At 51.8% G+C, this 255-nt stretch carries 1 protein-coding gene; it reads right to left on the reverse strand.

Features of this window, described 5'->3' with window-relative positions:
- On the reverse strand, positions 1 to 255 hold a 255-nt coding region (locus ACO0LN_RS30430; RefSeq protein ID WP_422980521.1), incomplete at both ends, for an EF-Tu/IF-2/RF-3 family GTPase.

A 255-nucleotide genomic window follows, 5' to 3' on the forward strand; every position in this document is an offset into this window, starting at 1 on the left:
CGCCTGCTTGACCTTGGTCGAGCAGTTTGCGGAACATTTCAACGCCAGTACATGTTGTTTTGACTGTGTCTTTGATACCGACGATTTCGATCTCTTCGCCAACTTTGACGATACCGCGTTCGATACGGCCAGTAACGACTGTACCGCGACCGGAGATGGAGAATACGTCTTCTACTGGCAACAGGAAGGCGCCGTCAACTGCGCGTTCTGGTGTTGGGATGTAGGAATCGAGTGCATCAGCCAGTTTCATGATGG

It is taken from the genome of Undibacterium sp. TC9W (genome assembly GCF_049339865.1).
GTDB lineage: Bacteria > Pseudomonadota > Gammaproteobacteria > Burkholderiales > Burkholderiaceae_D > Undibacterium.